The 25306-nt window shown below is 70.3% G+C and carries 20 protein-coding genes; 19 read left to right on the top strand and 1 reads right to left on the bottom strand.

Translation table 11 applies throughout. From position 1 onward, the window contains the following. Window positions 1-109 precede the first annotated feature (109 nt). From ACWCQK_RS09970 to ACWCQK_RS09945, 6 genes are all read left to right on the top strand, one after another. On the top strand, window positions 110-775 hold the full coding sequence (locus ACWCQK_RS09970) for a CGNR zinc finger domain-containing protein (RefSeq protein WP_451153789.1): 666 nt from the start codon (window positions 110-112) through the stop codon (window positions 773-775). 329 nt (window positions 776-1104) lie between these two features. Next, on the top strand, window positions 1105-1626 hold the full coding sequence (locus tag ACWCQK_RS09965; protein WP_010039908.1) for a sigma-70 family RNA polymerase sigma factor: 522 nt from the start codon (window positions 1105-1107) through the stop codon (window positions 1624-1626). Next, complete coding sequence (locus ACWCQK_RS09960) at window positions 1626-2435, top strand: anti-sigma factor family protein (protein ID WP_451153787.1); 810 nt, start codon at window positions 1626-1628, stop codon at window positions 2433-2435. Before ACWCQK_RS09965 ends, ACWCQK_RS09960 begins: the two co-directional genes overlap by 1 nt. A gap of 64 nt (window positions 2436-2499) precedes the next feature. After that, the gene (locus ACWCQK_RS09955; protein WP_451153785.1) at window positions 2500-4818 is read left to right on the top strand and encodes a HelD family protein; all 2319 of its coding nucleotides are present in this window, start codon (window positions 2500-2502) and stop codon (window positions 4816-4818) included. A 407-nt stretch (window positions 4819-5225) separates the two neighbouring features. Next, the gene (locus ACWCQK_RS09950; protein ID WP_451153783.1) at window positions 5226-6644 is read left to right on the top strand and encodes a malic enzyme-like NAD(P)-binding protein; all 1419 of its coding nucleotides are present in this window, start codon (window positions 5226-5228) and stop codon (window positions 6642-6644) included. 356 nt (window positions 6645-7000) lie between these two features. Then, on the top strand, window positions 7001-7282 hold the full coding sequence (locus ACWCQK_RS09945) for an HU family DNA-binding protein (protein ID WP_004000874.1): 282 nt from the start codon (window positions 7001-7003) through the stop codon (window positions 7280-7282). Between the two features lie 101 nt (window positions 7283-7383). Here the strand turns inward: ACWCQK_RS09945 and murA are convergent, their stop codons facing one another. Continuing rightward, window positions 7384-8730 (bottom strand): UDP-N-acetylglucosamine 1-carboxyvinyltransferase, encoded by a 1347-nt coding sequence (gene murA, locus ACWCQK_RS09940; RefSeq protein WP_451153781.1) that lies wholly within the window; start codon window positions 8728-8730, stop codon window positions 7384-7386. A gap of 251 nt (window positions 8731-8981) precedes the next feature. On the opposite strand from murA, the gene ACWCQK_RS09935 reads away from it, so the two are divergent. From ACWCQK_RS09935 to ACWCQK_RS09875, 13 genes are all read left to right on the top strand, one after another. Further along, window positions 8982-9554, top strand: coding sequence for a YqgE/AlgH family protein (locus ACWCQK_RS09935; RefSeq protein ID WP_385785842.1), 573 nt, complete (start codon window positions 8982-8984; stop codon window positions 9552-9554). A gap of 29 nt (window positions 9555-9583) precedes the next feature. Further along, the gene (locus ACWCQK_RS09930) at window positions 9584-9877 is read left to right on the top strand and encodes a DUF3039 domain-containing protein (RefSeq protein WP_385785840.1); all 294 of its coding nucleotides are present in this window, start codon (window positions 9584-9586) and stop codon (window positions 9875-9877) included. 214 nt (window positions 9878-10091) lie between these two features. Then, window positions 10092-11399: an extracellular solute-binding protein gene (locus ACWCQK_RS09925; protein ID WP_451153778.1), complete on the top strand. Its 1308-nt coding sequence runs from the start codon at window positions 10092-10094 to the stop codon at window positions 11397-11399. Continuing rightward, complete coding sequence (locus ACWCQK_RS09920; RefSeq protein WP_451153776.1) at window positions 11396-12286, top strand: carbohydrate ABC transporter permease; 891 nt, start codon at window positions 11396-11398, stop codon at window positions 12284-12286. The genes ACWCQK_RS09925 and ACWCQK_RS09920 overlap by 4 nt, the downstream gene beginning before the upstream one ends. Further along, window positions 12283-13131 (top strand): carbohydrate ABC transporter permease, encoded by an 849-nt coding sequence (locus tag ACWCQK_RS09915; protein ID WP_451153774.1) that lies wholly within the window; start codon window positions 12283-12285, stop codon window positions 13129-13131. Before ACWCQK_RS09920 ends, ACWCQK_RS09915 begins: the two co-directional genes overlap by 4 nt. A 1-nt stretch (window position 13132) precedes the next feature. Then, entirely contained in the window at window positions 13133-14764 is a 1632-nt protein-coding gene (locus ACWCQK_RS09910) for a beta-N-acetylhexosaminidase (RefSeq protein WP_451153772.1), read from the top strand. 275 nt (window positions 14765-15039) lie between these two features. Further along, window positions 15040-15933: an FAD binding domain-containing protein gene (locus ACWCQK_RS09905; protein ID WP_451153770.1), complete on the top strand. Its 894-nt coding sequence runs from the start codon at window positions 15040-15042 to the stop codon at window positions 15931-15933. Next, window positions 15930-17435 carry a (2Fe-2S)-binding protein gene (locus ACWCQK_RS09900; protein WP_451153768.1) on the top strand — a complete coding sequence of 502 codons (1506 nt, stop codon included), beginning with the start codon at window positions 15930-15932 and terminating at the stop codon, window positions 17433-17435. Before ACWCQK_RS09905 ends, ACWCQK_RS09900 begins: the two co-directional genes overlap by 4 nt. Continuing rightward, window positions 17432-19741 carry a xanthine dehydrogenase family protein molybdopterin-binding subunit gene (locus ACWCQK_RS09895; RefSeq protein WP_451153766.1) on the top strand — a complete coding sequence of 770 codons (2310 nt, stop codon included), beginning with the start codon at window positions 17432-17434 and terminating at the stop codon, window positions 19739-19741. The genes ACWCQK_RS09900 and ACWCQK_RS09895 overlap by 4 nt, the downstream gene beginning before the upstream one ends. Next, window positions 19738-19860 (top strand): hypothetical protein, encoded by a 123-nt coding sequence (locus ACWCQK_RS09890; RefSeq protein ID WP_451153764.1) that lies wholly within the window; start codon window positions 19738-19740, stop codon window positions 19858-19860. Before ACWCQK_RS09895 ends, ACWCQK_RS09890 begins: the two co-directional genes overlap by 4 nt. A gap of 311 nt (window positions 19861-20171) precedes the next feature. After that, entirely contained in the window at window positions 20172-21371 is a 1200-nt protein-coding gene (locus ACWCQK_RS09885; RefSeq protein ID WP_451153762.1) for an SUKH-4 family immunity protein, read from the top strand. Between the two features lie 1033 nt (window positions 21372-22404). Beyond that, a complete protein-coding gene (locus tag ACWCQK_RS09880; protein ID WP_451153760.1) occupies window positions 22405-23577 on the top strand; it encodes an HNH endonuclease in 1173 nt (390 codons plus the stop codon). 339 nt (window positions 23578-23916) lie between these two features. Beyond that, window positions 23917-24915 carry a DUF4365 domain-containing protein gene (locus ACWCQK_RS09875; RefSeq protein ID WP_451153758.1) on the top strand — a complete coding sequence of 333 codons (999 nt, stop codon included), beginning with the start codon at window positions 23917-23919 and terminating at the stop codon, window positions 24913-24915. Window positions 24916-25306: the final 391 nt, after the last annotated feature.

Genomic DNA, 25306 nt, shown 5'->3' with positions numbered 1-25306 from the left:
GCTCAAGGGTGTTACTGGGGGTTCCGGCCGCGCGGGCGGACGGGCACTGTGGGAGGGAACGGTTCTCGCAGCCCTCCCACCGGGGCAACCCCTAGGCGGTGACAGGCACATGGCACTGGGTACGGCCACGGCCCCGTACGAGATGCGGTTCGACTCCGGGCGGATCTGCCTGGATCTCCTCGCGACCACCCATCCCGAGGAACGGTTCGACGCGCTCGCCCCGTTGTGCGCGTGGATCACCCGGTCCGGGCTGGTGCCACCGGGCACCCCCCTCACGCACGCCGACGGGTCGTGGCTCACCGGGTTCCGTGAACTGCGGGGACAGACCGGACGATTGGTGCGCGGCTGCCTCGCCGCCCCGCGCCCGTACGACGCCACGGCGACGGTCCGTCCGTACGACCCCGCGCCGGTGCGTCCGCACGAGCTCGCCCCGGCCCGCCCGTACGGCCCCGCGCTGGCCCGCGTCAACGAGTTCGCCCGGCCCGCGCCGCCGGTCCCGCGCGCGGTCCGCGCCGAGGACGGCACCCTCGTCCGCGAGTTGGACGGCCCGCCGGACTGCGCCGCGCTGCTCGCGGCCGTCGCCAGGGACTGCGTGGAGCTGCTCACGGACCCCGTCGCGCGGGCGGGGCTGCGACAGTGCGAAGGGGACAACTGCCCCATCGTGTACCTCGACACGTCCCGGGGCCGCAGGCGGCGTTGGTGCTCCAGCGAGGTCTGCGGAAACCGCGAAAGAGTGGCTCGGCACCGTCGTCGCGCGGCCCTCACCCAAGCCTAGGTGTCGGCTTTGCGGCTTCTGTGAGGGGAGGGTCGGAGAATTGTCGAAGTGATTTCGACAACACTCCGTTTGCCCTCGGCGTGGCGCGGGCAGCCGGGGCGATCTTGACGGTGTGGGGGAAATGTAAAGATCACGCGGTGGGAATGTGCACCCATGTCCGTCACGTCATGCCACGCCGAAGAAATCTGTCGCCCAGGTTTGAACGCCACGCACGTCCCGTCCGTACCCGTGCACGAGCGACCGACTGGGGGAACCCCCGGACACCGGAGGTGGGCGTGCGCAAGGATTCCGCCGTGGCCAATGAACATGGATCGAGGGCCCGACATCGCATGTCCCAGCCCTCGGAACCCGACGAGGAGCTGATGCGTGCTCTTTATCGGGAACACGCCGGACCCCTCCTTGCGTATGTCTTGCGGCTGGTCGCCGGAGATCGGCAGCGTGCCGAGGACGTCGTGCAGGAGACGCTCATCCGTGCCTGGAAGAACGCCGGCCAGCTCAATCGAGCGACCGGATCGGTACGCCCCTGGCTGGTGACGGTCGCACGGCGCATCGTCATCGACGGCCACCGCAGCCGGCAGGCCCGGCCGCAGGAGGTCGATCCGTCGCCGCTGGAGGTCATCCCCGCGGAGGACGAGATCGACAAGGCGCTTTGGTTGATGACGCTGTCGGACGCGCTGGACGACCTGACCCCCGCCCACCGGGAGGTGCTCGTCGAGACGTACTTCAAGGGACGTACGGTCAACGAGGCGGCCGAGACGCTGGGTATACCGAGCGGCACGGTCCGTTCGCGGGTGTTCTATGCCCTGCGGTCGATGAAGCTGGCACTGGAGGAGCGGGGGGTGACAGCGTGATGAGCGTTTACGGGGGGTTCGGAACGGGTGGTTCGGGTATGTCTGGTGCCATGCAGGGATCTCCGGCACCGAACGAGCACGAGACCGTCGGCGCTTACGCCCTCGGGATTCTTGACGACGTAGAGGCAACCGCTTTCGAGTCCCATCTCGCGACCTGTGAATGGTGTGCCCAGCAGCTCGACGAGCTCGCCGGCATGGAGCCGATGCTGGCCGCGCTCGCGGACCTGCCGGGCGCCGGCACTCCCGCGATCGGTGAGTCCCTGTCCGCCAGGCCCAGCCCGCGGCTGGCGGAGAAGCTCGTCGACGAGGTCTCCGAGCGTCGCGCCCTCAAGCGCCGGCGCGGGTTCTTCCTGGTGGCGGCCGCGGCCGCGCTGATCATCGGCGGCCCGCTGACGGTGCTGGCGGCGACCGGCGGCTCGGACGGCGGCGGCGACAACGTGGCGGCCGGTCCCGCCCAGAGCGCCTTCCGGACCATGACCGACAAGAAGTCCGCCACGGACCCGACGACGCATGTCACCGCGACCGTGGCCCTGGAACAGAAGGCGTGGGGTACCCACGCCGTCCTCCAGCTCAAGAACGTCGCCGGACCCGAGAAGTGCTCCCTCATCGCCGTCGGAAAGAACGGCGAGCGGGAGACCGTCACCTCCTGGGCGGTGCCGAACTGGGGCTACGGACTGCCCGGCGCCAAGACCGACGAGGCGAAGAATCCGCTCTACGTCCACGGCGGCGCCGCCTTCACCCCCAACGAGATCGACCACTTCGAAGTGATGACCTTCGGTGGAAAGCGGTTGGTGGAGGTGGACGCGTAGCTTCCCGGGCGGGGCTCCCTTCGCGTACGGTTGACGGCTGCCCAGCACGTCAGAAGGGGGCCCGGTGGCCGCTCAGGCTCAACAGGAAACCGCGGTCGGTTCGGTTCACGACGAAGCACCAGACTCCGTACGGGACCGGGAGATCGGCATCGAGCAGGAACACCTGGACCGGGTGTACCGCAGGCTCGAGGAGAAGATCCATGAGGCCGAGTTCCTCATGAACGACGCGGCCCAGCGTGGCCAGGTCGGTACACCCGGCGCGCTCGCGGAGCGGGACGCGCAGGTTTTCCGGGCGGGGGTCCACCTCAACCGGCTGAACAACGAGTTCGAGGACTTCCTCTTCGGCCGTATCGACCTGCTTCCCGGCAAGGACGGCAAGAAGGGGCCCGACGGCGCGTACACCGCCGTCGAGCCCGCCGAGGGCTCCGTCCGCGACGACAACACCGCCGACATCGCCGAGACCCTCCACATCGGCCGTATCGGCGTCCTCGACCAGGACTACGCCCCCCTGGTCATCGACTGGCGGGCCCCCGCGGCCGCGCCCTTCTACCGCTCCACCCCGGTCGACCCCGGCCGGGTGGTGCGCCGCCGGGTCATCCGCTCCAAGGGCCGCCGTGTCCTCGGCGTCGAGGACGACCTGATGCGGCCCGAGCTGACGGCCCTGCTCGACGGCCGGCGGCTGCCCGTCATCGGCGACGGCGCCCTGATGGCCGCCCTCGGCCAGGCCCGCAGCCACACCATGCGGGACATCGTCGCCTCCATCCAGGCCGAGCAGGACCTGGTGATCCGCGCCCCCGCCGCCTCGGTGACGTACGTCGAGGGCGGCCCCGGCACCGGCAAGACGGCCGTCGCCCTGCACCGGGCGGCGTACCTCCTCTACCAGGACCGCCGCCGGTACGCGGGCGGCATCCTGATCGTCTCGCCCACCCCCCTGCTGGTGGCGTACACCGAGGGTGTCCTGCCGTCCCTCGGCGAGGAGGGCCAGGTCGCGATCCGGGCGATCGGCTCCCTCGCCGAGGACACGGGCGGCGCGGAGGCCACCCTGTACGACTCCCCGGCGGTGGCCCGCGCCAAGGGCTCGTACCGGATGCTGAAGGTGCTGCGCAAGGCCGCCCGGGGCGCCCTGGAGTCGCCCGACTCGCCCACCCGGCTGCGCGTCGTCGCCTTCGGCCGCCGGCTGGAGCTGGAGGCCGGGCAGCTGGAGCAGGTCCGGCACAACGCCCTCGGCGGCACCGCGCCCGTCAACCTGCTGCGTCCGCGGGCCCGCAAGCTGCTCCTGGACGCCCTGTGGGAGCAGTCCGGCGCGGGCGGCCGGCACACGGACCCCGAGCTCGCGGCCGAGCTGCGCTCCTCCTTCGACGAGGACGTCGCCTCCGAGGACAGTTTCATCGAGTTCCTGGACGCGTGGTGGCCCGAGCTGGCCCCGCGCGCCGTGCTGGCGGCGATGGCCGACGACCGGCGGCTCGGACGCTGGGCGCGGCGGATCCTCAACCCCGGCGAGGCGCGCCGGGTCGCCCGCTCGCTCAGACGGGACGGCCTGTCCGTGCACGACGTGGCCATGCTGGACGAGCTCGAAGCCGTCCTCGGTGCCCCGGCCCGCCCCCGCAAGCGGCGTGAGCTGGACCCGCTCGACCAGCTCACCGGTCTCGAGGAGCTGATGCCCGTACGCGAGGAGACGCAGCGCGAGCGGGCCGAGCGGCTGGCCCAGGAGCGCACCGAGTACGCGCACGTCATCGTCGACGAGGCGCAGGACCTCACGCCGATGCAGTGGCGGATGGTGGGCCGGCGGGGCCGGCACGCCACCTGGACGATCGTCGGCGACCCGGCCCAGTCGTCCTGGTCCGACCCCGACGAGGCGGCCCAGGCCCGCGACGAGGCCCTGGGCAGCCGCCCGCGCCGCCGCTTCCAGCTGACGGTGAATTACCGCAACCCGGCCGAGATCGCCGACCTCGCGGCCAAGGTGCTCGCGCTGGCCATGCCGGGCTCCACGTCCCCGTCCGCCGTCCGCTCCACGGGCGTCGAACCGCGCTTCGCGGTGGTCCGGGACACGCTCGCCGAGACGGTCCGCGAGGAGGCCGCCCGGCTGCTCGACCGGGTCGAGGGCACGGTCGGCGTGGTCGTCGCGATGAACCGCCGGGAGGAGGCCAGGCGCTGGCTCGCCGGGCTCGGCGACCGGGTGGTGGCCCTCGGCAGCCTGGAGGCCAAGGGCCTGGAGTACGACGCGACGGTCGTGGTGTCGCCCGCGGAGATCGCGGACGAGTCACCGGCGGGGCTGCGTGTGCTGTACGTCGCGCTGACCCGGGCCACCCAGCAGCTGACGGTCGTCTCGGCCGAGCGGGACGAACCGGACGCGACGGGGGTGCCGGACCTGCTGAGGGACTGATGCCGGTGAACCGGTGAACCTCAAGGCGGTTTCCTGTGAACTCTCCCGACGGGAATGGTCTTGCGCGATCCGTTTGTTAGCCTGGGTGTGACACCGGCTCGATCCAAGCCCCCGGGCCCAACCTTCGTCGCTACGAGCGACCACTTGCCGCGAGGCGAGCATGGCGGGTCGGTGTCATGAACGTCGAAGAGGCCCACGTCACGCTGTGACGTGGGCCTCTTCCTTTGCCCGATCGCTCTCGTATGGTGAAAGTCATTTTCCGAAATCGGCACGGACCTGCGAACAAACCGACACCTACCTGCGAACAATAGGTTCGCAATCCGGGGCGACTACCACGTACTCGGGGGTAGGTGCGACGATCGGACGGCACAGCTCAGCGACACGGTGAAAGCAGAAGGAAGTCGGCCATGGCAACGGCGCCCAGCGTCTCCTACTCGATGACGATCCGGCTGGAGGTGCCCGCGAGCGGAACCGCCGTCTCGCAGCTCACCAACGTCGTGGAGTCCTCCGGAGGCTCCGTGACCGGCCTCGACGTCACCGCGTCCGGCCACGAGAAGCTCCGGATCGACGTCACGATCGCGGCCACCTCGACCGGGCACGCCGACGAGATCGTCGAGAAGCTCCGCGGCATCGAGGGCGTCACCCTCGGCAAGGTCTCGGACCGTACGTTCCTCATGCACCTCGGCGGCAAGATCGAGATGCAGTCCAAGCACCCCATCCGCAACCGTGACGACCTGTCCATGATCTACACGCCCGGCGTGGCCCGGGTGTGCATGGCGATCGCGGAGAACCCCGAGGACGCGCGCCGCCTCACCATCAAGCGCAACTCCGTTGCGGTCGTGACGGACGGCTCGGCCGTGCTGGGCCTGGGCAACATCGGCCCGAAGGCCGCGCTGCCGGTCATGGAGGGCAAGGCGGCCCTGTTCAAGCGGTTCGCCGGCATCGACGCCTGGCCGCTCTGCCTGGACACCCAGGACACCGACGCGATCGTCGAGATCGTCAAGGCCATCGCGCCGGGCTTCGCGGGCATCAACCTGGAGGACATCTCCGCCCCCCGCTGCTTCGAGATCGAGGCCCGGCTGCGCGAGGCCCTCGACATCCCGGTCTTCCACGACGACCAGCACGGCACCGCCATCGTCGTCCTCGCCTCCCTGACGAACGCCCTGCGTGTGGTGGGCAAGGCGATCGAGAACGTGCGCGTGGTCATGTCGGGCGCCGGCGCGGCCGGTACCGCCATCCTGAAGCTGCTGCTCGCCGCGGGCGTGAAGAACGCGGTCGTCGCCGACATCCACGGCGTCGTGCACAGCGGCCGTGAGGACCTGGTCGGCGCCGCCGCCGACTCGCCGCTGCGCTGGATCGCCGAGAACACCAACCCCGAGGGCCTCACCGGCACGCTGAAGGAGGCCGTGCGCGGCGCGGACGTCTTCATCGGCGTCTCCGCCCCGAACGTCCTGGACGGCGACGACGTGGCCGCGATGGCCGAGGACGCGATCGTGTTCGCGCTCGCGAACCCGGACCCCGAGGTGGACCCGGCAATCGCGCGTCAGAGCGCGGCAGTTGTGGCCACCGGCCGCTCCGACTTCCCCAACCAGATCAACAACGTGCTGGTCTTCCCGGGCGTCTTCCGCGGCCTGCTGGACGCCCAGTCCCGGACCGTCAACACGGAGATGATGCTCGCGGCCGCGAAGGCTCTCGCCGACGTGGTGACCGAGGACGAGCTCAACCCGAACTACATCATCCCGAGCGTCTTCAACGACAAGGTCGCGGGCGCCGTCGCCGGAGCGGTGCGCGATGCCGCGAAGGCGGCGGGCGCGTCGGCCTCGTAGACGCCCGAACCGCGGGAAACCCGGCCGTCGCGCAGGCGCTGTGACGATTGCCACGGTCGGGTTCCGCCCCGGCGCGTCGCGGAACCGGGGCCCCCGGTGGGCCTCTATCGTGACGGCCGGACCCGGACCCCTCTTTTCGTGTGACTCCCAAGGGTGTTCTCACGACTCCTGCGGGTGCCGGATTGGCTTTCCCGCCGCAGGTGGGGGCAGGATGCGTCTCTGGGCGCGAGGGTCTGACGACGGACCCGGGTCCGGGGCCTGTCCGAAGACCCTGGCAGCATCGACTCCGCTGTGCCCAATATGCGGCTCCGCCGCGTGGCACGCCTCAACGGCAAGAAGAACACGGGAGTAACAACATGAACCGCAGTGAGCTGGTGGCCGCGCTGGCCGACCGCGCCGAGGTGACCCGCAAGGACGCCGACGCCGTGCTGGCCGCGTTCGCCGAGGTCGTCGGCGACATCGTCTCCAAGGGCGACGAGAAGGTCACCATCCCCGGCTTCCTGACCTTCGAGCGCACCCACCGTGCCGCTCGCACCGCGCGCAACCCGCAGACCGGCGACCCGATCCAGATCCCGGCCGGCTACAGCGTGAAGGTCTCCGCGGGCAGCAAGCTCAAGGAAGCCGCGAAGGGCAAGTAAGCCTCCGCCCGCGTCCCGGGACGACGTACGGGACGCAGTGACGCCAATGGGGCGGCCCCCCTCGCCGGGGGCCGCCCCATCGTCGTACCCACGCGCCGCCGCTACCCGAGCGCCTTGCCCGGCAGCTCCACCTTCGCGCCGAGCTCGACCAGCTTCTCCATGAAGTTCTCGTAGCCCCGGTTGATCAGGTCGATGCCGTGGACGCGGGACGTGCCCTGCGCCGCCAGGGCGGCGATGAGGTACGAGAAGCCGCCGCGCAGGTCGGGGATGACCAGGTCGGCGCCCTGGAGCTTGGTGGGCCCGGACACGACCGCGGAGTGCAGGAAGTTGCGCTGGCCGAAGCGGCAGTCGGAACCGCCCAGGCACTCGCGGTAGAGCTGGATGTGCGCGCCCATCTGGTTGAGGGCGGACGTGAAGCCCAGGCGGGACTCGTAGACCGTCTCGTGGATGATCGACAGGCCGGTGGCCTGGGTCAGCGCGACCACCAGGGGCTGCTGCCAGTCCGTCTGGAAGCCCGGGTGCACGTCCGTCTCCAGGGCGATGGACTTCAGCTGGCCGCCCGGGTGCCAGAAGCGGATGCCCTCGTCGTCGATCTCGAAGGCGCCACCCACCTTCCGGTAGGTGTTCAGGAAGGTCATCATCGAGCGCTGCTGGGCGCCGCGGACGTAGATGTTGCCCTCGGTCGCCAGCGCCGCGGACGCCCACGAGGCGGCCTCCAGGCGGTCCGGCAGGGCCGCGTGGGTGTAACCGCCGAGCGAGTCCACACCGGTGATGCGGATCGTGCGGTCGGTGTCCATCGCGATGATGGCGCCCATCTTCTGCAGCACGCAGATGAGGTCCTCGATCTCCGGCTCGACGGCCGCGTTCGAGAGCTCCGTGACGCCTTCCGCGAGGACCGCCGTCAGCAGCACCTGCTCGGTCGCGCCCACCGACGGGTACGGCAGCTGGATCTTGGTGCCGCGCAGCCGCTGCGGGGCCTCCAGGTACTGGCCGTCGGCCCGCTTCTCGATCCGCGCGCCGAACTGGCGCAGCACCTCGAAGTGGAAGTCGATGGGCCGGCCGCCGATGTCGCAGCCGCCGAGGCCCGGGATGAACGCGTGGCCCAGCCGGTGCAGCAGCGGGCCGCAGAACAGGATCGGGATGCGGCTCGAACCCGCGTGCGCGTCGATGTCGGCGACATTGGCGCTCTCCACGTGCGAGGGGTCCAGCACGAGCTCGCCCGGCTCCTCACCCGGACGGACCGTCACGCCGTGCAGCTGGAGCAGTCCGCGTACGACCCGCACGTCACGGATGTCGGGAACATTGCGCAGGCGACTCGGCGCGCTGCCCAGCAGGGCGGCGACCATGGCCTTCGGTACGAGGTTCTTCGCACCGCGGACACGGATCTCACCCTCCAGCGGGGTTCCGCCGTGGACAAGCAGTACGTCGTCATTGCCGTTGACGGTCATGTATCTCGCGTTCCGATGAGTTGGGCGTGTGGAGGAGTGACAGACTAATCGCCGCACACCCCTCTCCCATAAGCCCGAGTACCGCTCAGTGACGTCATAGCTGTGTCACAACACGAACGGTTCCGCGGCGGACACGCGGGGTCACGGGCGCGGGCGTGCGCGTCGGATGCGTCCGTGCGCCCTGAGCTGCCTTCACTCCCGTGCCCGCGTTGGCTCCCCACTCGACGGGCGGATGCGGGATCATGTCTGGCATGACCGAGGTGTCCTCGCTCACAGGGCGGCTGCTCGTGGCCACGCCCGCCCTGGCGGACCCGAACTTCGACCGCGCGGTGGTGCTGCTTCTCGACCACGACGAGGAGGGCTCCCTCGGCGTCGTCCTCAACCGTCCTACGCCGGTGGGGGTGCGCGACATCCTGGAGGGCTGGGCGGACCTGGCGGGCGAGCCGGGCGTGGTCTTCCAGGGCGGTCCGGTCTCCCTGGACTCCGCGCTGGGCGTCGCGGTGATCCCGGGCGGCGGTTCGGCCGAACGGGCGCCGCTCGGCTGGCGCAGGGTGCACGGCGCGATCGGGCTGGTGGACCTGGAGGCTCCGCCGGAACTGCTCGCCTCGGCCCTCGGTTCGCTGCGGATCTTCGCCGGCTACGCGGGCTGGGGCCCCGGCCAGTTGGAGGACGAACTGGTCGAGGGCGCCTGGTACGTCGTCGAGTCCGAGCCGGGCGACGTCTCCTCCCCGTCCCCCGAGCGGCTCTGGCGCGAGGTCCTGCGCCGCCAGCGGAACGAACTGGCGATGGTGGCCACGTATCCGGACGACCCGTCGCTCAACTGATGCGGGTGAGCTTCAGTACCCTTGGCCGTATGAGCACTCTCGAGCCCGAGCGCGGGACTGGTACGGGGACCCTCGTCGAGCCGACGCCGCAGGTGTCCCACGGCGACGGCGACCACGAGCGCTTCGCCCACTACGTCCAGAAGGACAAGATCATGGCGAGCGCCCTCGACGGGACTCCCGTCGTGGCGCTGTGCGGCAAGGTCTGGGTGCCGGGCCGTGATCCGAAGAAGTACCCGGTGTGCCCCATGTGCAAGGAGATCTACGACTCCATGGGCGCCGGTGGTGGCGACGGCAAGGGCGGCAAGGGCGGCGACGGCAAGTAACGGTCCCCGGCCTCGGACTTCCACAAGGCCCCCGGAGTGCGCTTTGGCGCCCTCCGGGGGCCTTCGCGTGTTTTGCCGTTGCAAGGAGTGCGTCGGCCGGTCACAGAGTGGTGGAGACCTCTTGTGGGCGTGTTCATGAAGTCCCTAGCCTCCGCAGTGTTGTGCACAGCGAAACCGTCATTGCGCATGTTGCAACGCATCGGAGGAGCACCTCATGAACTCGTCCGTCCGACGCGCCGCGCCAGCGGCGCTCCTGCTCGCCCTCGGCCTCGTCGGCGCCGCCTGCGCCCCCCAGACCTCCGCCGACTCCACCCCGGACAAGGACGACGAGACCGGCACGCTGCGTGTCTGGCTCTTCCAGGAGGTCGGCAACCAGCCGAAGGAGCGGGTCGTCGACTCCGTCGTCGCCGCCTTCGAGAAGGCCCACGACGGCACGAAGGTCGACGTCGAGTACATCCCCGTGGAGACCCGCGCCCAACGCGTCAAGGCGGCCCTCAACGACCCGAAGTCCGCCCCCGACGTCATGGAGTACGGCAACACCGACACCGCCGGCTACGTCCACGACGGCGGACTCCTCGACGTCACCGAGGAATTCGGCGCCTGGAGCGAGGCCAAGGACACCGACCCCACGGCCCGCCAGTCGGTCACCGTCGACGGCAAGGTCTACGGCGCGCCCTTCTACGTCGGCGTCCGCGCCCTGTACTACCGCACGGACGTCTTCGAGGAACTGGGCCTCGACGCGCCCGCCACGATGGCCGAACTCGCCTCGACGGCCCGTACGATCCGCGCGGCCAGGCCCGACCTCTACGGCCTGGTCGTGGGCGGCGCCTACACGTACGGCGCGATGCCGTTCATCTGGGCCAACGGCGGCGAACTGGCCGACGGCAAGAACGGCTCGTACGCCTCCGCCATCGACAGCGCGGCCGCCCAGAAGGGCATCAAGGCCTACACCGCGCTCTTCTCCGACGCCAACTGCCCGGCCGCCAAGTGCGCCGGCATGGGCGGCAACGACACGGTCACCGCGTTCGCCGCGGGCAAGGCGGGCATGGCGATCGGCGGCGACTTCAGCCACGCGGCCGTGGAGGCCGGGAAGGTGAAGGGCAAGTACGCGGTCGTCCCGCTGCCCGGTGTCACGTCCGGCTCGATCGCCCCGGCGTTCGCGGGCGGCAACAACATCGGCGTCCTGAAGAGCACCTCGCACCGCACCCTCGCCGTCGGCCTCATGGAACAGCTCGCGTCGAAGCGCGCCCAGACCGAACTCTTCGGCGCGATGGGCTTCCTGCCCACGTTCACGGACGTCCGCGAGCGGACGGCGGCCGAGAAGCCGTACGTGAAGCCGTTCGTCGAGACCCTCTCGGCCGGCACCAGGTTCGTCCCGGCCTCCGCCGCCTGGTCCCAGATCGACTCCTCCCTCGTCCTGCCGACCATGTTCCAGGAGGTCATCAGCGGCAAGAAGGACGCGGCGGCGGCCTCGAAGGACGCGGCCGCGAAGATGGACGACGCGTTCGGTTCCGCCGGGTGAGGCGCCCGGCCCGCCGCACCACCTGGACCCCCTGGCTCTATCTGGCCCCCGCCCTCGTCGTCCTCGGCGGGCTGCTGGCCTACCCGATCTACCAGCTCGGCCTGATCTCGTTCTTCCGGTACACCCAGGCCCAGGTCAGCGGCGGCGAACCGACCACCTTCGAGGGCTTCGGCAACTACACCGCCCTCTTCGGGGACCCGCGGTTCTGGCAGGTCCTGCTGGCGACCGTGCTGTTCGCGGCCGCCTGCGTCGGGTCGACCCTCGCCGTCGGGTGCGCGCTCGCCGTGCTGCTCACCCGCGTGCGGGCCGTACCCCGGCTCGCCCTGATGCTGGCCGCGCTCGGCGCCTGGGCGACCCCGGCCGTCACCGGCTCCACCGTCTGGCTGCTCCTGTTCGACCCGGACTTCGGACCGGTGAACCGGATCCTCGGACTCGGCGACCACTCCTGGACGTACGGGCGCTACAGCGCCTTCCTCCTGGTCCTGCTGGAAGTCGTCTGGTGCTCCTTCCCGTTCGTGATGGTGACGGTCTACGCCGGTATCCGCGCCGTACCGGGCGAGGTGCTGGAGGCGGCCGAACTGGACGGCGCCTCGCAGTGGCGCGTGTGGCGATCGGTGCTCGCGCCGATCCTGCGGCCGATCCTGACGGTGGTCACCATCCAGTCGGTCATCTGGGACTTCAAGGTCTTCACCCAGATCTACGTCATGACCAACGGCGGCGGCATCGCCGGGCAGAACCTCGTCCTGAACGTGTACGCCTACCAGCAGGCCTTCGCCTCCTCGCAGTACGGCCTCGGCTCGGCGATCGGCGTCGTGATGCTGCTGCTCCTGCTCGCCGTCGCGCTGGTCCACCTGCGGCTGCTGCGCGGGCAGAGGGAGGAACTGTGAGGGTCGTGAGGGGCCTGAGGATCACCCGGCCCGGGCGCGCGCTCGCCGAGACGGCCGCGCTGCTGATCGCGGTCGTGGTCGCGTTCCCCCTGTACTGGATGGTGCTGAGCGCCTTCAGACCGGCCGGGGAGATCGAGTCCGCCGAGCCGCGGCCCTGGACCCTGACGCCGTCCCTGGATTCCTTCCGACGGGTGTTCGGGCAACAGGAATTCGGCCGCTACTTCCTCAACAGTCTCGTCGTGGCGTGTTCCGTCGTGATCGCCTCCGCGCTGATCGCGTTTCTCGCCGCGACCGCCGTGGCGCGATTCCGCTTCCGCTTCCGGACCACCCTGCTGATCATGTTCCTGGTGGCCCAGATGGTGCCCGTGGAGGCGCTCACGATCCCGCTGTTCTTCGTCATGCGGGACATCGGCCTGCTCAACACTCTGGGGTCGCTGATCCTGCCCCACATCGCCTTCTCGCTGCCGTTCGCGATCTGGATGCTGCGGGGGTTCGTGAAAGCCGTACCGGAGGCACTGGAGGAGGCCGCGTACATCGACGGAGCGAGCCGCGCGCGATTCCTCTGGCAGATCCTTTTCCCGCTCGTCCTGCCGGGGCTCGTCGCCACGAGCGTGTTCTCCTTCATCTCCGCCTGGAACGACTTCCTGTTCGCCAAGTCCTTCATCATCAGCGACACTTCCCGCTCGACCCTGCCGATGGCCCTTCTCGTGTTCTACAAACCCGACGAGCCGGACTGGGGCGGCGTGATGGCCGCCTCGACGGTGATGACGATCCCGGTGCTGATCTTCTTCGTACTCGTACAGCGACGGCTGGTCTCCGGACTGGGCGGAGCGGTAAAGGACTGACGTGACTTCTTCGACGGACCTGATCCCGGCGCCGCGCGCCGTGGCGGGCGCCATGGACCGCGCTGTCGTGCTGGACGAGGGCACCACCGTGTGGGCCGCGCCCGGCACGGACGGCACGGCACGCTGGCTGCGTGCCACCCTCGGCCCGGCCCTGGGCCTGTCCCTGCCGCCGGGCCCCGAGGACGCCCCCGGCTCGCTGCGGCTGCGCCTCGACGACACCCTGGAGCCGGAGGCGTACCGGCTGAGCGCCGACGTCACCCGGGGCGTCGAGATCCGGGGCGGCGGCGCGGCCGGGGTGTTCTGGGGCGCCCAGACACTGCGTCAGCTGCTCGGGCCCGACGCCTTCCGCCGGGCCCCGGTCCGGCCGGGCGCGACGTACGCGATCCCGGACCTGACCGTCGAGGACGGGCCCCGCTTCCGCTGGCGCGGCCTGATGCTCGACGTGGCCCGGCACTTCATGCCCAAGGAAGGCGTGCTGCGCTATCTGGATCTGATGGCCGCGCACAAACTCAACGTCTTCCACTTTCATCTGACGGACGACCAGGGCTGGCGCGTCGAGATCGAGCGGTATCCGAAGCTGACGCGGAACGGCTCCTGGCGCGCGCGTACGAAATTCGGCCACCGGGCCTCCGCGCTGTGGGAGGAGAAGCCACACGGTGGCCACTACACGCAGGACGACATCCGCGAGATCGTCGCCTACGCGGCCGAGCGGCATATCACCGTCGTCCCGGAAATCGACATACCGGGGCACTCGCAGGCCGCGATCGCCGCGTATCCGGAACTCGGCAACACCGATGTCGTCGACACCGCCGCCCTGTCCGTATGGGACGACTGGGGGATCTCGCCGAACGTGCTCGCCCCCACCGACGCCACCGTGCGCTTCTACGAGGGCGTGTTCGAGGAACTGCTCGACCTGTTCCCCTCGGAGTTCGTCCACGTCGGCGGCGACGAATGCCTCAAGGACCAGTGGCGGCGCTCGCCCACCGCGCAGGCCCGCGTCAAGGAGCTCGGACTCGCCGACGAGGACGCCCTCCAGGCCTGGTTCATCGGGCACTTCGACAGCTGGCTGGCCGCGCGCGGGCGCCGCCTCATCGGCTGGGACGAGATCCTGGAGGGCGGCCTGGCCCAGGGCGCGGCCGTGTCGTCCTGGCGCGGCTACCAGGGCGGCATCGCCGCCGCGCGGGCCGGCCACGACGTCGTCATGTGCCCCGAGCAGCACGTGTACCTCGACTACCGGCAGGACCCCGGCGCGGACGAGCCCGTCCCGATCGGATACGTCCGCACCCTGGAGGACGTCTACCGGTTCGAGCCGGTCCCGGCGGAGCTGACGCGGGAACAGGCCCGGCACGTGCTGGGCGCGCAGGCCAACCTGTGGACCGAGGTGATGGAGGACCAGGCGCGCGTGGACTACCAGGCCTTCCCGAGGCTCGCGGCGTTCGCCGAGGTCGCCTGGGGGCACCTGCCCGCCCCGGCGGAACGGGACTTCGCCGACTTCGAACGGCGGATGGCCGTCCACTACCGGCGACTCGACGCCCTCGGGGTCGGCTACCGGCCGGCCGCCGGTCCGCACCCCTGGCAGCGGCGCCCCGGTGTGCCCGGCCGTCCCATCGACGGTCCGCCCCCGATCCGGTAGGCGCGGCGGGCGCCGCGCAGGCACGCCGCCGGGGCCGCCCCGAACAGGTCACGGAAAAGCCGCACAAGGGTCACCGAAGAGTGTCAATCGGCATGCACCGCCGATGCCGTGCGAAAACGGACCATCTCCGCAATGAGGTGGGCGAATGCCTCCTAGCGGACCCCCGCGTTCGGGTCCCGCGAAGATGTGCCAGAGTTGCCACGTCCGCCCTGTCAGCACGTACCGTACGGCAGCACAGGTGGGACCAGGTGGGGCAGCGGGAAGGGGCAGCCGGTTTGACCACGCACGCACCACAGGCGACGCAGGCCGTCACGCTGCCCACGACGCTGGACGAGGCCGTGGCGGCACTCGCCGCCATGCCCGCCGCCGTGCCCGTGGCCGGCGGCACCGACCTCATGGCCGCGGTCAACTCCGGCCAGCTCAGGCCGGCCGCCCTGGTCGGCCTCGGCCGGATCAGCGAGATCCGCGGCTGGCAGTACCAGGACGGTCACGCGCTGCTCGGCGCGGGCCTCACCCACGCGCGGATGGGCCGACCCGACTTCGCCGCCCTGATCCCCGCCCTCGCCGCCGCCGCGCGCGCCGCGGGCCCCCCGCACATCCGCAACGCGGGCACCCTGGGCGGCAACATCGCCTCGGCGTCGCCCACCGGGGACGCCCTGCCGGTGCTGGCCGCCCTGGAGGCGACGCTGATCATCGCGGGCCCCGGCGGCGCCCGCCGCGAGATGCCCGTCTCGCACCTGCTGGCGGGCATGGAGATGCTGCGCGCCGGCGAACTCATCGGCTACGTGCGCGTGCCGCTGCTGCACGCCCCGCAGGTCTTCCTGAAGGCGACCGGCCGCACCGGCCCCGGGCGCGCCACCGCGTCCGTGGCGCTCGTCCTCGACCCCGCCCGGCGCGGGGTCAGGTGCGCCGTCGGAGCCATAGCGCCGATGCCGCTGCGCCCCCTGGAGGCCGAGCAGTGGGTCGCCCGGCTCATCGACTGGGACAACGGCCGCGCGATCGTCCCGGAGGCGCTGAACGCCTTCGGCGAGTACGTCGCCGCGGCCTGCATCCCCGACCCGGTCCCGGAGGCGGACGGCTCGGTGCCGCAGCTTCCGCCGGCCGTACTGCACCTGCGGCGCACCGTCGCCGCGCTGGCCCGACGAGCACTGGGGAGGGCGCTGTCGTGACCGACGACCAGCACGGACAGGACGCGCCCCGGAGCGGGAGCCGCTGGGACCCGCTGCCCCAGGGCGACTACGACGACGGCGCCACCGCCTTCGTCAAGCTTCCCGAGGGCGGCATCGACGCCCTCCTCGCCGCGCGTGGCGACAGTCCGCTCGCCGCGCCCGGTCACGGTTACGTGCCGCCGCGGATAACCGCCACGTCCCACCCGGACGCGTCGACCGACCCGGCGGCCACCGGCACCTGGTCGGTGCCCGCGGGCGCCGCCCCGTGGCCCGACCCCGACGCCGTGCCCCGGGAGACGGGCGGCGGCGACCGGTTCACGTACCAGCCGGGGTCCACCGGCCAGTGGAACTTCGACGAGGCAGCGGCCGCCGAGTCCGCCCCGGCGCCCGGCCACGACGTGACCGGCCAGTGGTCGATCCCGGTGGCCGGAGGCGACCTTCCGGACGAATCGGGCGAGTTCACCACGTCGGCACTGGTCGAGCAGTGGGGCGGCACCCCGCCCGCCACCCTCCCCGGCGGCGCGTCCGCGCCGTGGGCGACCGGTGAGACCAGCGGGGCCGGACAGCCCTGGGCCGAGCAGGCGCTCGCGCGGCCCGCCGGACAGCCCGGACACGTCCAGCCCGAGCGCGAGACGCACGCCGAGCCGTACGCGCCCGCACAGCCCGCTCCCGCACCCCCGGACGCCCGGGAGGCCGACGGCGGGCGGGAGGACGCCCACGGGGCCGCTGGGGCCCCTGAGAGGGCACCTGAGCCCGCCGCCGAGGCCACCACCGCGCCCGCACAGGAGCACGAACCGGCGGATGAGCCGACGGCCGACCCGGACGCCGACCCCGCGCCCGACGCCGAACCTCCCCACGACGACCACCCCCTCGCCTCCTACGTCCTGCGCGTCAACGCCTCCGACCGTCCCGTCACCGGGGCCTGGATCGGCGAGTCGCTGCTGTACGTGCTGCGCGAACGGCTCGGCCTCGCGGGCGCCAAGGACGGCTGCTCGCAGGGCGAGTGCGGAGCCTGCAACGTCCAGGTCGACGGCCGGCTCGTCGCCTCCTGCCTGGTGCCCGCCGTCACCGCCGCCGGCAGCGAGGTCCGTACCGTCGAGGGCCTGGCCGTCGACGGACAGTCCTCGGACGTGCAGCGGGCGCTCGCCAAGTGCGGCGCCGTGCAGTGCGGTTTCTGCGTGCCCGGCATGGCGATGACCGTGCACGACCTCCTGGAGGGCAACCCGGCCCCGACCGAGCTGGAGACCCGCCAGGCCCTGTGCGGCAACCTCTGCCGATGCTCCGGCTACCGGGGCGTCCTGGACGCCGTACGCGAAGTGGTCGCCGAACGCGAGGCGCACGCCGCGGCCGAGGCCGAACCGGACGCGGACGAGCCGCGTATCCCGCACCAGGCGGGTCCGGGCGCGGGCGGCGTCAACCCGTCGGCGTTCGACATCCCAGGAGCCCCCGGAACGCCGGGACCGCACGACCGGACGTACGGCCAGGACGGAGGCCAGGCGTGAGCAACGAAGCCGCCACCGCGACCACCGCCGCGGAACCAGCCCCCGCCCCCGAACCGATCCCGCACGGTCTCGGCGCCTCGCTGCGCCCCGCCGACGCCCGCGCCAAGACGGAGGGCACGTTCCCGTACGCGGCCGACCTGTGGGCCGAGGGCCTGCTGTGGGCCGCCGTGCTGCGCTCCCCGCACCCGCACGCGCGCATCGTCTCCATCGACACCTCCCACGCGCGCGACATGCCCGGCGTACGGGCCGTCGTCACCCACGAGGACGTCCCCGGCAGCGCGCTGCACGGACGTGGCAGAGCCGACCGCCCGGTGTTCGCCTCCGAGGTCGTGCGCCACCACGGCGAGCCCATCGCCGCCGTCGCCGCCGACCACCCGGACACCGCGCGCATGGCCGCCGCGGCCGTCATCGTCGAGTACGAGGTGCACGAGCCGGTCATCGACCCCGAGCAGGCCTTCGAAGCCGAACCCCTGCACCCCGACGGCAACCTGATCCGCCACATCCCGCTGCGCCACGGCGACCCCGACGCGGTCGGCGAGATCGTCGTCGAGGGCCAGTACCGCATCGGCCGCCAGGACCCCGCCCCCATCGGCGCCGAGGCCGGTCTCGCCGTGCCCCGCCCCGACGGCGGCGTCGAGCTCTACCTGGCCTCCACCGACCCGCACACCGACCGTGACACCGCCGCCGCCTGCTTCGGCCTCGAACCGGAACGCGTCAAGATCGTCGTCACCGGTGTCCCCGGCGCCACCGCCGACCGCGAGGACCAGGGCTTCCAGCTCCCGCTCGGCCTGCTCGCGCTGAAGACCGGCTGCCCGGTGAAGCTGACCGCGACGCGCGAGGAGTCCTTCCTGGGGCACGTCCACCGGCACCCCACCCTGCTGCGCTACCGCCACCACGCCGACGCCGAGGGCCGGCTGGTGAAGGTCGAGGCGCAGATCCTGCTGGACGCCGGCCCGTACGCCGACACCTCCGCGGAGGCGCTGGCCGCCGCGGTCTCCTTCGCCTGCGGCCCGTACGTCGTCCCGAACGCCTTCATCGAGGGCTGGGCCGTGCGCACCAACAACCCGCCCTCCGGCCACGTCCGCGGCGAGGGCGCCATGCAGGTGTGCGCCGCCTACGAGGCGCAGATGGACAAGCTCGCCAAGAAGCTCGGCGTCGACCCCGCCGAACTGCGCCTGCGCAACGCCCTGGCCACCGGGGACGTCCTGCCCACCGGCCAGAGCGTGACCTGCCCGGCACCGGTCGCCGAACTCCTCCAGGCGGTACGGGACTTCCCGCTCCCGCCGCTGCCCAAGGACACCCCCGAGGACGAGTGGCTGCTGCCCGGCGGCCCCGAGGGAGCGGGCGAACCGGGCGCGGTGCGCCGGGGCGTCGGCTACGGCGTGGGCATGGTCCACATGCTCGGCGCGGAAGGCGCCGACGAGGTCTCCACGGCGACCGTGAAGGTCCACGACGGCGTGGCGACCGTGCTGTGCGCCGCGGTGGAGTCCGGCCAGGGTTTCACCACGCTGGCCCGCCAGATCGTCCAGGAGACGCTGGGCATCGACGAGGTGCACGTGGCGCCGGTGGACACCGACCAGCCGCCCGCGGGACCGGGCAGCCGCGGCCGCCACACCTGGGTGTCCGGCGGCGCGGTCGAACGCGCCGCCAAGATGGTCCGTACGCAGCTCCTCCAGCCCCTGGCGCACAAGTTCGGCATGTCCACCGAGCTGCTCCAGATCACGGACGGCAAGATCACGTCGTACGACGGCGTCCTGTCCACCACGGTCACGGAGGCCCTGGAGGGCAAGGAGCTGTGGGCCACGGCCCAGTGCCGCCCGCACCCCACCGAGCCGCTGAACGAGTCCGGCCAGGGCGACGCCTTCGTGGGGCTCGCCTTCTGCGCGATCCGCGCGGTCGTCGACGTCGACATCGAGCTGGGCTCGGTCCGGGTCGTGGAACTCGCCGTCGCGCAGGACGTCGGCCGGGTCCTGAACCCGAACCAGCTGGTCGCGCGCATCGAGGCGGGCGTCACCCAGGGCGTCGGTATCGCCCTCACGGAGAACCTGCGCACCCCGCGCGGGCTCGTCCGCCACCCCGACCTCACCGGGTACGCCCTGCCCACCGCCCTGGACACGCCCGACATCCGCATCGTCAAGCTGGTCGAGGAGCGGGACGTGGTCGCGCCCTTCGGCGCGAAGGCCGTCAGCGCGGTGCCGGTCGTGACCTCGCCCGCGGCGATCGCCTCCGCCGTACGGGCCGCCACCGGCCGTCCCGTGAACCGGCTGCCGATCCGCCCGCAGGCCGCGGTGGTGACGTCCCAGTGACCACGCCCGAGCCCCCGCGCTACGAACCGGCGCCGGGCGTCGGCAGGCTGCTGATGTGGGTCCTGCTGTTCGTCCTGGCGGCGCTGGCCGTGGTGCTGGGCGGCGTGTACCTCACCTGAGCCCCGCGCTCGCCGCTGTCCGCCGGGGCACCCGTCCGCCGGCCACCGGTCTTCCGGGCGCCGGGCTCTTGCCCTTCGGGCGGGCGAGGCGGGAACGGTTGAGGGCGTTGTGACGTCTGTTCAGTTCGGGGCCGTTGTCAGTGGTGCCGCGTAGTGTTCTGGGCAGTGGGACGAGGCGGTGGTCCCGACCGGCGCGACCCGCCGGGGACGGCCCGCCGCGGGGGCACCGGCTCCAGGGAGCACGTCTTTCGGAGGGCACCGGCTCCGGAGGGGACAGCGACTCGCACAGCGACTTCACGCACGGGGGAACGATGAGCACGACCGACGCCGCCGGCACCGCGGTGATCACACTCACCGAGGACGAACTGGATCCGTACGTCACGCACGCGCCGACCCGCCGCTGGCTGAGCGGTCCCGGCCTGCCCGCCGACGGCGACCTGCTGTCCTTCGACGCCCTGCGCACGGACGGACTGCGCACGGTCGCGGACGCCACCGGCGACCCCGACCGCCTGGCGGCCGAGCTGCGCGACCGGCTGGTGATAGGCGGGATCCTGGGCGCGGACGGCCGCGAGACCGAGTCGGTGCTGCTCGACGGCATGACCGGCGAGATCTCGACGACGTACTTCTTCCACGACCGCCCCGACCTGATGGACATCCGCCCGCTGGCGCCCTCGCTGGAGAAGCTGGTGCGGTTCGCGACGGCGGCGGACGAGCTGGCGGCCCTGCGCGGCCAGTTCGCCTCGTACGCGGGCCGGCTCGGACCGCAGGCGGTGACCGAGGCGTCCCGCCGGCTCCTCGCGCTGTTCGAGGAGGGCACGGACGGCGACCCGGGCCCCTTCTGGCGGATGACGGCGGTGATCCGCCCGCTGGCCCTGGTGGCCGGCCCGGGCACCGCGTCGGGGCTGGCGCTGGACCTGCCGCCCCGGCTGCTCGACGACGCCTTCGGCGCGGGCCGGATCGTCCGCTTCGAGGACGTCGACTTCCCGTCCGGGCTCACCCACGAGCCGACCCGCCGCTTCCTGCGCGAGGCGGGCCTGCCGGAGGACGGCTACTGGTTCTCGCTGGACACGGACGTGCCGCTGCCGTCCCTCACCGAGTACTACGCCACCGAGCGGGAGGGCGGCCAGGACGACGGCATCGCCTCCTACCTCCCGGCCGACGCGGACCGCCTGATCCGCCTCGGCCACCTCCTGGAGGACACCAGCCTGCTCGTCGACGGCACCACCGGCGCGGTCCTGTGCTGGAGCGAGGTCGACGTCACCCTGCGCCCCCTGAACGCCGACGTGTCCACGCTCGCGTTCACGCTGTGGCTGATCAACCGGGAGAAGTCCCTCGACACGGTGCACGACCTGACCGACGCCTACGACCAGCTGGCCGAGACGATGTCCCGCACCCTGGCCACGGCCGACCCGATCGCCTGCGACCCGACCCCGTCGACCCCCATGGACGACGGCTGGCGCTACTGGCCGGAGATGTTCGGCGACGAGGCGGGCGGCGGCCTGTACGCGTAGAACGCCCCGCCGACGGAAAGGGCGGCACCCCGGATGGGGTACCGCCCTTCTTGTTCAGCCTGGTCAGGCAGGCGGAGGCCGTGGCGGGAATCGAACCCACGTAACTCGCTTTGCAGGTTTGTCCGGGCTGGCCGGAGCATGATCCGGACTCGTTCGCCAGCGTTCATCCTCCTCCGGACGCTGTAGCCACTGAGACAGCGTGAACTCCCCTGGACGGCCGCGTACCGCAATGAATGAGACGGAAACTGAGACGGGCGCCCCTGGTCTCGCTTTGCTTGCCATCAAAGTTCTACTGTCTCGCCCATGGATGGCCAGTGGGCAGTAGTCATGGGCGCGGGACTGGGTGCTAGCGGGGCCGTCGTCGGTGCGCTGACCACATGGGCGAGCGCACGACTCCAAAGCCGTTCGCATTTCAACATAGCCCGGCTGCAACACGAGTCTGCGCAGTACGCGGAGACGATCGACCGCTAGCGGACGGCTTGTGCGGAACTGGTCCTGTCGGTGGACACCGTCCGCCGACAAATGCGCGTAGTGCGACAGCAGATCGAGGGTGCCTATGGCTCTGACGACGACTTCCGCATCAAGCGCGACGCTGTGCATGACCGGATGCGCGAGATGCAAGCAGCAGAGTGGGTCTTGAGGCTCATGCTCTCGGCCGATGAACAGGACTCCGTTACCAGGCTCTTGGATGCCGTCTACGCAGCACGCCATGCTCTGATCCAAGATTGCGATGAGTGGCTCACCCAGAGCCCTGATGGATCGGGACGCCCTCCAGGGCAGACGGTGCGCTTCGCCTCTACGACGGCCCCGCTGCAGACTCAAATGATGAAGTTTGCGCAACTCGTCCACTCGCGTCTGTACTCGCCAGCGCTCGCCGTGGGGGGCATCCCAGTTCAGAGAGGGCCCTCAGAGCCTCGCTGATGCTCGGGACATCGGGGGACGCGCCCCCACCCCCCAAGGTCGTGAGAGCAAACGCCGTTGTCAGTGGCATTGCCTACGCTCGTACTCAACACCAACAACACAGGGGTGCGGGTTGAAGATCCAAGACCTATCGGATGCCGGAGCCGTTGAGAAGGCCCTCGCCGAGTTCGACGATCTCGGCGGACTTGCGTTTCGCAAGCGGTACAACTTCGGTCCGTCCGCTCAGTATTACCTCAGCCACGCCGGCCGCCTCTACGACGCAAAGGCCATTGCCGGTGTGGCGTACGGCTACCAGCACCCCGCCACGGGAGCGCTCAGCAACAAGCAGTTCGACGGCGGCGAGGCGGCAACGAACAAGGTGCTACGCCGCCTTGGATTCACCATCGTCGACAGTCACTCCAAGTCCGTCGACGATGAGCGCAGTTGGCGACTCCTTGTCTGGGAGGACCTCGTCAACCGTCGGAACGAGGCCGGTCTAGTGCCTCCCGACGTCGTACGGTCCGTCGGAGCGTACGGAAACCAGCGCGGCATCTGGGTTGACTCCGCTCGCACGAAGAAGGTCCATCCGGCCGGCGTCGCGGTCGGCCTCAAACACACGGGGCAGCATTACCCGGACGATTTCAGCGATACGGGCGCGCTGTACCACTACCCCGTTACGGGACGCCCGGGGCACGACCTCGCAGAGGTCAACGCGACCAAGGTGGCCGCCGAACTCAAGCTTCCTGTCTTCGTCATCAGCGAGGTTGGCGACCAACGCGGCGTACAGCTCGCTTGGGTGGAGGGATGGGAAGACGAGAGTCACCTGTTCCTCGTCCGGTTCGGCGAGGCTCCGCCCGAGCGCATCATCGACCGGGACCGATCTGAAGAGGAGCCGTTCGTGTTGGAGGGCAACCGCAGGCGGAAGCGGCGAGGTGCAGTGACGGTCCGCCCGGACCAAGCGCGCTTCAAGATCGAGGTGTTCCGTCGGTACGGGCCTCGCTGCCCGTTGTCGGGCATCGCCGTTCCCGAGATGATCGAAGCTGCTCACCTGCGGGGGGATGCCGACGGTGGCAGTTCGGACGCTCGAAACGGTCTGCCCATGAACGCGGCCCTTCACCGCGCATTTGACGCTCACCTCTTCGCGATCAACCCAGACACGCTGACCGCGGAAGTTCGTCCGGAGGGCCCCACCTTGGATGAACTTGGGATCATTCACCCCAACCTTGTCTTGCCCTCCCTACCTCACAGGGACGCTCTGGCGTGGCGCTACACCGAGTGGTCGCGGCGAGTCAGTCGCACTGCCTGACGTCCAGGGACGGAGACGTGCCGAAGCCCCCGACCGCTGAAGCGGTCGAGGGCTGCAGGCGGCTTCGATGGACCTAGACCCGAACTCGTGAAGGTCGCCCCAACACGCTTTCTAACTGTCCGCGCGGCCGTACGGGGGCGTTCGCAGGGGGTCAAATAGCAGGTCAGAGACGGTAAGTGGACCGCAGTGAACGTTGGCGGCCGTCAGCGCACTGGACAAAGACCAGGACAACGAACGACCTTTGAGAAGGCCAGGTCAGCGCGTGGTTAGACGGACGTGACCAGCCCGGGTTGTCGGTGCCTGCCGATATCCTGGCGGTCGCTGACTTCAGGGGGGCCAGTGTCAACTGTCCGTGGCAGTCGCAAGATCGAGAGGGCGGGCGTCAACGCCCTTCGCACCCTTCTTGAGGAACACGATCACCTCGTTCAGGAGATCGACGGAGGGAACGATCACGGCGAGGACATGATCGTTAACTTCACGCGCGGCAGCAAGAGGACGCCTTACTGGATTGCCATTCAGGTGAAGAGTGGCAAGAAGTACAAAAGAGTCAACGGGTATGCGATCCCCATAGATGACCATTTCGACGACTGGCGGCAGAGTCGCATCCCCATCATCGGCGTCGTCTACGACATGAAAAAGAAAGAACTGTTCTGGGTAAACCTTACTGAACAGTTACGGTCCGTAGATGAGAGCCCCGGATGGGTTCAAGTAGCCAACACCTCGCGGCTCAACTCTGACACGATTGACACCTTCTATGCAGAAGTCGCGGCTTATGCTGGTGATGCCAGGATGCGGATTCGCGCGGCGAGCCAGGAGGATGCGCTAACCGAAGCCGTCCGAGCCAGGCATGGGCTAGATCCCGAGACGGCACCGAACCCGCTATTTGAGGAACTTGCTGACTTTGCGCTTCGGCATGAAGAACGTCTCCGTGTTTTTCGCAAGGATCTGATTCGATCCTTCCCCATCCAAGTTCTAATTCTCATCATGCTGTGGGAGTGGCCTCGCCAAATTCGCTTCGTTGAAGGGTCCGCAGACTGGGTGAACCCAGTCGTATGGGTGCTCACCCTTTACCACTTCATGCTGTTCATGGCGCTTACCATATTCTTCGAGTTCAGAGCGGGGCGAGTCCCTAAGGAGACGGGGAGGTGGCTCTCTATTATTGCAGGCAACTTTCTTTGGATTCCGATAATGGACCCTGACGGAGATGATGGGTGGTGGGGCACATTTTGGATTTATGCAGGATGGCTCGTGCCATCGTTCGGTGTCAAATTCCTGATCATTAGTTTCGTCGGGTTCGCTCGCGACCGCAAGAAAAAGCAGCTCAAACCCGAAATGTGAGCCAATTGTGTTTTAGCATGCGCGATGCGTACCCGGTGATTGCGGGCGGTCGCGACCGCCCCTCACAGCGCCGAACGGTCCCGAGAAAAGCGAAGGAGTAAGACTATGTATGACTGCGTGGGATGCGGGAGTCGCCGCCGGGATGGGCTGTTCTTCGGCTCCGGGAAAGAAGCGAAGTGGTGGTGCTCGCGGTGCCAGAGTGCCAGTCAGAAGAAGCTGATCAGCTCTCTCGATGACCGCTCCCGGGACGTCCTCACCCGTGATGCCGAAGGCGTGGACTGGCCCTACGGCCCGAACGTTTACGTCCGTATGCGCGTGGACCTGCTGGACTGGGCGGACCAGCACGACCTGAAGAGTGGCAGCACGGGGTGTTCATCTGGGCTCCACTGGC

Source organism: Streptomyces sp. NPDC002306, from assembly GCF_053593435.1.
The sequence above is the reverse complement of the archived record's forward strand: the minus strand, read 5'-3'. Positions and strand labels throughout refer to the sequence as shown.